Origin of the sequence: Actinophytocola sp., assembly GCF_050699915.1 — a bacterium.
In the GTDB taxonomy this organism is placed as follows: domain Bacteria; phylum Actinomycetota; class Actinomycetes; order Mycobacteriales; family Pseudonocardiaceae; genus Actinophytocola.
In genome coordinates this window covers 1-7,802 of record NZ_JBOHGA010000263.1, presented here as the reverse complement: position 1 = coordinate 7,802, position 7,802 = coordinate 1, and the positions used below count along the sequence as shown (strand labels likewise).

At 73.0% G+C, this 7,802-nt stretch carries 9 protein-coding genes; 2 read left to right on the top strand and 7 right to left on the bottom strand.

Going from position 1 to position 7,802, the window contains the following annotated elements:
* Both ACRDSK_RS29520 and nadA read right to left on the bottom strand, forming a co-directional pair.
* On the bottom strand, window positions 1-360 hold a 360-nt coding region (locus tag ACRDSK_RS29520; protein WP_431444634.1), incomplete at its 3' end, for an FAD-dependent oxidoreductase.
* A 113-nt stretch (window positions 361-473) separates the two neighbouring features.
* On the bottom strand, window positions 474-1,505 hold the full coding sequence (gene nadA / locus ACRDSK_RS29515) for a quinolinate synthase NadA (RefSeq protein ID WP_431444633.1): 1,032 nt from the start codon (window positions 1,503-1,505) through the stop codon (window positions 474-476).
* Window positions 1,506-1,577: 72 nt separating this feature from the next.
* Here nadA and ACRDSK_RS29510 point away from each other — a divergent pair, with 72 nt between their 5' ends.
* Together ACRDSK_RS29510 and ACRDSK_RS29505 are read left to right on the top strand one after the other, a co-directional pair.
* Window positions 1,578-2,294 (top strand): NUDIX domain-containing protein, encoded by a 717-nt coding sequence (locus tag ACRDSK_RS29510; protein ID WP_431444632.1) that lies wholly within the window; start codon window positions 1,578-1,580, stop codon window positions 2,292-2,294.
* Window positions 2,295-2,303: 9 nt separating this feature from the next.
* Window positions 2,304-2,996 carry an LON peptidase substrate-binding domain-containing protein gene (locus ACRDSK_RS29505; RefSeq protein WP_431444631.1) on the top strand — a complete coding sequence of 231 codons (693 nt, stop codon included), beginning with the start codon at window positions 2,304-2,306 and terminating at the stop codon, window positions 2,994-2,996.
* A 7-nt stretch (window positions 2,997-3,003) separates the two neighbouring features.
* On the opposite strand, the gene ACRDSK_RS29500 is transcribed toward ACRDSK_RS29505, so the two are convergent.
* The 5 genes from ACRDSK_RS29500 to ACRDSK_RS29480 form a co-directional block, all read right to left on the bottom strand.
* Window positions 3,004-3,672, bottom strand: a complete 669-nt coding sequence (locus ACRDSK_RS29500; RefSeq protein ID WP_431444630.1) for a DUF2567 domain-containing protein — start codon at window positions 3,670-3,672, stop codon at window positions 3,004-3,006.
* Window positions 3,673-4,041: 369 nt separating this feature from the next.
* Window positions 4,042-5,082, bottom strand: coding sequence for a biotin synthase BioB (gene bioB / locus ACRDSK_RS29495; protein ID WP_431444629.1), 1,041 nt, complete (start codon window positions 5,080-5,082; stop codon window positions 4,042-4,044).
* Window positions 5,083-5,159: 77 nt separating this feature from the next.
* Window positions 5,160-5,870 (bottom strand): dethiobiotin synthase, encoded by a 711-nt coding sequence (gene bioD, locus ACRDSK_RS29490; protein WP_431444635.1) that lies wholly within the window; start codon window positions 5,868-5,870, stop codon window positions 5,160-5,162.
* A 98-nt stretch (window positions 5,871-5,968) separates the two neighbouring features.
* A complete protein-coding gene (locus ACRDSK_RS29485) occupies window positions 5,969-7,237 on the bottom strand; it encodes an adenosylmethionine--8-amino-7-oxononanoate transaminase (protein ID WP_431444628.1) in 1,269 nt (422 codons plus the stop codon).
* Between the two features lie 22 nt (window positions 7,238-7,259).
* Window positions 7,260-7,802 (bottom strand): phosphodiester glycosidase family protein (locus ACRDSK_RS29480; RefSeq protein WP_431444627.1); only part of this gene is annotated, 543 nt, incomplete at its 5' end.

Genomic DNA, 7,802 nt, shown 5'->3' with positions numbered 1-7,802 from the left:
CCGGTCGCCCTCGGCATCGAAGACGGCGCCGCGAGCGCGCAGCCGGGCGACCGCGGCCGGGCCATCGGCGATGATGCGCGACGTCACCTCGGGGTCGCACAGTCCGCCGCCGGCGACGAGCGTGTCCTCGACGTGCCGGCCGACGGAGTCCGCCGGCACGTCCCCCAGCACGACCGCGACGCCGCCCTGCGCCCAGCGGGTGTTGCCGCCGTCGGCCGCGTCCTTGGTGACCACGAGCACCCGAAGCCCAAGCTCGGCGGCCCGCAGTGCGGCGGTCAGCCCCGCGACCCCGGTGCCGACGACGACGAGGTCGGCATGCGCCTCCCAGCGCGCCTGTCCACAACCGCCGGACCTGTCCACATCTGGATCTTGCGAGCCCCACCCGTCACCCAGCGCCGGTAGACTGGCATGGCGGGACGCCCCCGGGACAGGGTGGGGGTCTGGGTACCGCGGGGACGACGAGAACGGGGTGGTCACTCGCCACCGCCGGGTTTGCCGATCTCGATCATGCGGCGCACGGCGCCCCGGGCGCGCTCCGCGACCACCGCGTCTACGTGCACCTCGTCGCGGCCCTCGCGCAGCGACCGCAGCAGGGCAGCCGGGGTGATCATCTTCATGTACCGGCAGGACGCGCGGTCGTTCACCGCGCGGAAGTCGATCTCCGGGGCGGCCCGGCGCAGCTGGTGCAGCATGCCGACCTCGGTGGCCACGAGCACCGACCGGGCTCGGGTCGACCGGGCCTCGGTCACCATCTCGCCGGTGGAGAGGATCTTGACCTGCGTGGAGGGCACCACGCCCTCCCCCGCCAGGTACAGCGCCGAGGTCGCGCAGCCGCACTCCGGGTGCACGAACAAGTCCGCGTCCGGGTTCGCGGCGGCCCGCGCGGCGAGCTCCGGCCCGTTGATGCCCGCGTGCACGTGGCACTCGCCGGCCCACACGTGCAGGTTGTCCCGGCCGGTCTCGCGCCTGACATGCGCGCCGAGGAACTGGTCGGGCAGGAACAGCACCTCGCGGTCGGCGGGGACGGAGCGGACCACGTCGACGGCGTTGGACGACGTGCAGCAGATGTCGGTCTCCGCCTTCACCTCGGCCGTCGTGTTCACATAGGACACGACCACCGCGCCGGGGTGCTCGGCCTTCCACGCGCGCAGCTGGTCCGCGTCGATGGAGTCGGCGAGCGAGCAGCCGGCCCGCTCGTCCGGGATCAGCACCGTCTTGTGCGGGCTGAGGATCTTCGCGGTCTCGGCCATGAAATGCACGCCGCAGAACACGATCGTCGCCGCGTCGCTCTCCGCCGCGATCCGGCTCAGCGCGAGCGAGTCGCCGGTGTGGTCGGCGATGTCCTGTATCTCGGGCAGCTGGTAGTTGTGCGCGAGCAGCACCGCGTCGCGCTCGGCGGCCAGCCGGCGCACCTCGTCGCGCCACGCCGCGTCCGGCTCGACACCGGAGTACGGGGTCAGGTCGCCGGTGTTCGACCCGGCCAGCAGGCTCTCGGTGGTGGCCATGTCGTCCTCCCTCGGGGTTCCAATGGCACTTCCGATTTCCCATCCCGAGGTTTTCGCCTTAGGATCGAAAACATGGTCGATGCTACCACCGCACCCCTGCCGGTGGCCCACGAAGTCCTGGCCGCGGTGCTCCAGGTGCGAGCAGGCTCACTCCAGGTCCTGCTCTGGCAGCGCGCACTGGAGCCGCACGCGCACCGCTGGTCACTGCCCGGCGGGCGACTCGGCCCGACCGAGGACGTGGAGACGTCGATCAAGCGGCAGCTGGCGGAGAAGGTCGACGTGCGGCAGCTGTCGCACGTCGAACAGCTCGCGGTGTTCAGCGCGCCGGGACGGGTGCCGGACGAGCGGGTGGTGGCGACGGCGTTCCTCGGTCTCGTCCCGTCGGACGTGGACCCGGGCGTGCCGGCGGACACCCGGTGGCACCCGCTCGACGCGCTGCCGGACACGGCGTTCGACCACGAGTCGATCGTGGGGCGAGCCCGCGGCCGGCTGAGCGCCAAGCTCTCCTACACGAACATCGGGTTCGCGCTCGCGCCACCGGTGTTCACGGTGTCCGCGCTGCGGGAGCTGTACTCGGCGGCGCTGGGCTACCGGGTGTCCGCGACCAACCTCCAGCGGGTGCTCGCGCGGCGCGGACTGCTCGAACCGACCGGCGACACCGCGGCGCCCGGCCGGGCCGGCGGACGGCCCGCCGCGCTCTTCCGGTTCACCCAGCGACGGATGGCCGTGACAGACCCGTTCGCGGTGTTCCGGCCGCCGAACCAAGCGAGGAGCGGCGGCGCGTCGTAGGTTTGAACGGTGCCCGAGACGATTCCGCTGTTCCCGCTGCAGACGGTGTTGCTGCCGGGCACGCCCCTGCCCCTGCACATCTTCGAACCGCGGTACCGCCAGCTCACGGTCGACCTGATGACCGGGACGATGCCGGACAAGCGGTTCGGGGTGGTCGCGCTCGCGCCGAGCCACGAGCTCGAGGTGACCTCGTGCGACCAGCTGCAGGCCGTCGGCTGCGCCGCACTGTTGCGGCAGGCCAAGAGGCTGGAGGACGGCAGGTTCGACATCGTCAGCATGGGCGAGAAGCGGTTCAGGCTGCTGGCGGTGGACGCGTCGAGCGCGCCGTACCTGCTGGGCGCGATCGAGTGGCTGCCCGACACCCCGGCGGTGATCCCCGGCCAGCGCGACGCCGAGGACACGATCGTGTCGCTGGCCAACGCGGCGCGGGCCGCGTACCGGCGGTACTGCCAGGCCGCGTGGGAGCAGGGCGACTGGACCGAGCCGGCCGACGACACCGAGGTGGCCAAGCTGGCACACCAGCTGGCCGGCGACTGCCTCCTGCCGTTGGAGGACAGGCAGCGATTACTGGAGGAGACGCGTCCGCTGCACCGGCTGCGGCTGGTGTGCCGGATGCTGAACCGGGAGGCCGGGATCATCGGCGCGTTTCGCGCTGTGCCCGCGCCGCCGACCGAGCTGCGCCGGCACGCGAGCAAGAACTAGCTCCGCGTCACCCGAGGCGGCGGCCGAGGTCGTCCATGCTGTTCCACGCCGCCAGCACGCCGTAGGCCAACACCGTGGTCAGCGGCCAGGCCAGCAACCCCCAGGCGGAGTCCATGCGCGGCGCCTCGAACACGATGTCGAGGACCTGCACGTCGGTGCCGACCGGGTAGCGGCCCAGCGCCCAGGCGGTGCCGACCTGCGTGGCCAGCCAGCCGCCCACGGCCGAGCCGGCCGCGGCGGCGATCATGATCACCGGGCCGCGACGCTCGCGCAGGAACCACACGGCGACGCCGGTGACGAAGCCCGCGGCGAGGCAGAGCAGGGTGAACAGCACGAGGGCGTCGAACCGGTGGAAGCTCTCCGCCTGCGCGTGCGTGGCGATATCGACCGACACCGGCTTGCCGTCCTCGCCGATGATCATGCGTCGCGGCGGTGCGAGGAGCGACCACAGCCAGCCGACCGCGAGGCCGAGCAGCGACACGGTGGACAGCACGCTCAGCGCGGGCAGCAGGTCGGCCTTGATCACGACCCGGGGCCGCGGCGGCGGCCAGGTGAACGGGAGGTACGCGGGGTACTCGGTCGGCGGCACCTCGCCCGCGGCGGCCGCGCCGTTGCCGGCGGCGTGCTCGGCCCGGGTTGCCGCGGCGTCCTGTGCCTCGACGGGTCGTTCCGCCACGCGTGCCTCCGTCACCTGTCGAACTGTCCGTGACGAAGACTAGTCGAGCCGAGACACACTGTCGTCGGACGTCCGCTCGCCGTGGCGGCTGCAGCGTGCGGACCACCCGGATGGAGTCACCTGGACCACCATTCGACGGGCGCACTCGGGGCAGAAGCGGGGCGGTTCGATCGCGCCGCGCGCTCCGCCGCACCGGGTGTGGTCGCTCTCCCCTGGCGGCTTGCCGCAGTGGGCGCAGTAGCCCTCGCTGTGTCTGATGGTTCGCTCCGCTCCTCCGCTACTCGCCGTCTTCCCTCCTCCGTGCTCGGCGCTGGCGCGCCTGCGCGCGAGCGTCAGTCCAGACGACGGCGAACGCTCCGTCGCTCCCGCTCACAGTGTGTCGCTGAGCGCCTTGATCGGCATGTTCAGCTCGGTCAGCATGTCGAGGTCCTGCTGAGCCGGGCGACCGAGGTTCGTCAGGTAGTTGCCGACGATGATCGCGTTGATGCCGCCCAGCATGCCCTGCTCCGCACCCAGGTCGCCGAGCGTCAGCTCGCGGCCGCCGGCGAAGCGCAGGATCGTGCGCGGCAGGGCCAGGCGGAAGGCCGCGACCGTGCGCAGCGCGTCCTTGCCGTCGACCACGTCGAGGTGCTCGTAGGGCGTGCCCGGCTGCGGGATGAGGAAGTTCATCGGCACCTCGTGCGGGTCCAGGTCGGCGAGCTGCGCGGCGAACTCCGCGCGCTGCTCGACGGTCTCCCCCATGCCGATGATGCCGCCGCAGCAGACCTCCATGCCGGCCGTGTGGACCATCCGCAGCGTCTCCCAGCGCTCCTCCCACGAGTGAGTGGTGACGACGCTCGGGAAGTGCGAGCGGGCGGTCTCCAGGTTGTGGTTGTAGCGGTGCACGCCCATCTCGACGAGCTCGTCGACCTGCTGCTGCGTGAGCATGCCGAGCGAACAGGCGATCTGGATGTCGTTGCCGTCGTCGCGGATCGCCGTGATGCCGTCGCGGACCTGGGACAGCAGCCGCTTGTCCGGGCCGCGCACGGCGGCGACGATGCAGAACTCGCTGGCGCCGGTGGCGGCGGTCTCGCGAGCGGCCTTCACCAGGCCGGGGATGTCCAGCCACGCCGAGCGCACGGGCGAGGGGAACTGGCCCGACTGCGAGCAGAAGTGGCAGTCCTCGGGGCAGCCGCCGGTCTTCAGGCTGACGATGCCCTCGATCTCGACCTCCGGCCCGCACCAGCGCATCCGTACCTCGTGGGCGAGCGCGAGCAGCTCCGGGATCCGGTCCTCGGGCAGCCGGAGCACCTCCAGGACCTGCGCCTCGGCCAGGCCGACGCCGCGCTCCAGCACCTGCTCGCGCGCCGCGGCGAGCACGTCGACCCCGGTCTCGCGGTCGAGTTCGGTCCTCTCGTCGGCAGCGGTCAAGGTGTTGCCTCCTCGGTGGATCATGGGCGCTTCGAGCCAGTCTGCCCCACGACGCGGCGGACCGAACGCGATGTATGTCACGCCACGTGAGAGGCGGCGAACCCGTTCGCGTCGAACTCGCCGCCCAGCGACGGGGCGAGCGAGCGGCGGGCCACGGCGAGGAACTCCTTCGGCTCCAGCTTCGCCGCGTTCGCCGGCATGGCGCCCACGAGCGGCGCGTCGGCGAGTACCGGCAGATCGTCGAGGTTCGTGCGGGCGGCCAGATCCGGCTCGGCGGGCCAGGAGCCGACGACGACGCCGGCGCACTCGAGCCCGCGGCGGCGCAGGACCTCCGCGGTGAGCGCCGTGGCGTTGAGGGTGCCGAGGCCGGCCTCGGCGACGATCAGCACGGGCGCGCCGATGGACCAGGCGACGTCGGCGAGCGTGCCGCCGTTGTCGTCGAACCGCACGAGCAGCCCGCCGGCGCCCTCGACGAGCACCTGGTCGTGGCCGCGGGAGAGCTCGACGGCGGCCGCGGCGGCCTGCGACGGGGTCACCGGCGGCAGCCCGGCTCGGCGCGCGGCGGTGCCCGGGGCGAGCGGGTCGGGGAACCGGCCCAGCTCCCACGTGGTGACGTCTGCGCCGGCCAGCCGGCGCACCTCGGCCACGTCGCCGGGCTCGTCCGGCCCGACGCCGGTCTGCACGGGCTTGAGTACGGCGACGCTGCGACTGCGGTCGAGCGCGAGGGCCGCGACAGCCGCGGTCACCACGGTCTTGCCGACTCCGGTTCCGGTGCCCGTGAGCACCATGACACTCACGGAGCGTCAGGTTAGTCCCACCCGCCGGCCCCGGCCGCACCCGCCCCGGATCACCCACTCTGGATCGCCCGCGCCGAGCTCACCCGCGGTCAGCCGGCGCGGGCGGCGGCCAGGATCGCTGCGGTGATGCGCTCGAGGTCTGCCGGCTCGGTGACGTAGGGCGGCATCGTGTAGATCAGGTCGCGGAACGGGCGCAGCCACACGCCGGCGTCGACCGCGGCGCGAGTGGCGGCGACGAGGTCGACGTCGTGGTCGAGCTGAACGACGCCGATCGCGCCGCACACGCGCGCGTCGACCACGCCCGGGATGTCCAAGGCCGGCGCGAGGCCGTGTTCGAGCTCCGCCTCGACGCGCTTGACCGTGCCGCGCCAGTCCTGGCTCAGCAGCAGCTCGATCGAGGCGTTGGCGACGGCGGCGGACAGTGGGTTGCCCATGAAGGTCGGGCCGTGCGCGAGGACCGGGACCGCGCCGCGGGAGATCCCGGCCGCGACCCGTTCGGTGCACAGCGCGGCGGCCGCGGTGACGTAGCCGCCGGTGAGCGCCTTGCCGACGCACAGCACGTCGGGGCTGACGCCGGCATGGTCGGCGGCGAAGAGCTCGCCGGTGCGCCCGAACCCGGTGGCGATCTCGTCGAAGATCAGCAGGACGTCGTGGGCGAGGGTCAGCTCGCGCAGGACGTGCAGGTAGCGGGGGTCGTGGAAGCGCATGCCGCCGGCGCCCTGGACCACCGGCTCGACGATGACGGCGGCCAGCTCGTCGGCGTGCTGTTCGACGAGGTCGGCGAGGTGCTGGACGTAGTCGGGGCGCAGGTCGGGCGGCGGTGCGTCGGCGAAGACCTGGTCGGGCAGGACGCCGCGCCAGAGGCTGTGCATGCCGCCGTCGGGGTCGCAGACGCTCATCGGGTGGAAGGTGTCGCCGTGGTAGCCGCCGCGCCAGGTGAGGAGGCGGCGCTTGTCGGGACGGCCGGCCGAGCGCCAGTACTGCAGGCACATCTTGGCGGCGACCTCGACGGACACGGAGCCGGAGTCGCAGAGGAAGACGTGCTGGAGTGGCGCGGGCGTGATGTCGACGAGCGTCGTCGCGAGGCGCACGGCCGGCTCGTGGGTCAGGCCGCCGAACATGACGTGGCTCATCTTGCCGGCCTGCGTCGCGAGGGCGCGGTCGAGCACGGGGTGCCGGTAGCCGTGGATGGCCGCCCACCAGGACGACATCCCGTCGACGAGCTCGCGCCCGTCAGCCAGCACGAGCCGCGCCCCGGCGGCCTCCTGGACGACGAGCGGGGCCACCGTCCCCGGCATGGGCCCGTAGGGATGCCACACGTGCGCGCGATCCAGCGCGATCAGCTCGTCGACGTCCACGCTGGCAGGCTAACCAGCGGGTTCAGGGCAGGACGAGGATGGCGTCGCCCACCGGGCGTTCTCCGGTGGCGTCGGACGGGTGGTTGATCACCTGGCCGTTCTCGACCATCGTCGTGGAGCCGCCGCCGTCCAGGTTGACCGCGTTCTCCATGCCGAGGGCGTCGGCGACCGCGGCGCTCTCCGCGATGGACAGGCCCAGGCTGTCGACCGCGCGGCCGTCGATCGTGGCCAACAGGATGCGGCCACGGTGGTCGACGCCGGCGATCGTGCGCGGGTTTCGCTTCGCGGCCCAGCCGTAGTAGAAGCTCGGGTCGCCAGGCCGGACCATGCCGTCGGCGCGCGGTGTCGCATGTGGATGGCCGTGGCGCACGAGCTCCGGGCCGCCGTTGACGATCATCTCCGGGGTCCGGGTGGCGTGCCCGCGGCTGTCCGTCAGGTGGCCGCGCACGGTGAGCCGCTCGCCGACCCGGGCGATGTCGCGCAGCCTGTCGGCGTGCGTGCCGGTGGCCTGGACCGAACCGGCGCCGGCCGGGAGCGCGCCGCCGCGCGGGTCGCGCACCTCGGC

Excerpts from the sequence above, each read along its gene's own strand:
- nadA (WP_431444633.1), bottom strand. The coding sequence starts at position 1,505 with ATGGCCACCACCGAGAGCCTGCTGGCCGGGTCGAACACCGGCGACCTG.
- ACRDSK_RS29510 (WP_431444632.1), top strand. The coding sequence starts at position 1,578 with ATGGTCGATGCTACCACCGCACCCCTGCCGGTGGCCCACGAAGTCCTG.
- bioD (WP_431444635.1), bottom strand. The coding sequence starts at position 5,870 with ATGGTGCTCACGGGCACCGGAACCGGAGTCGGCAAGACCGTGGTGACC.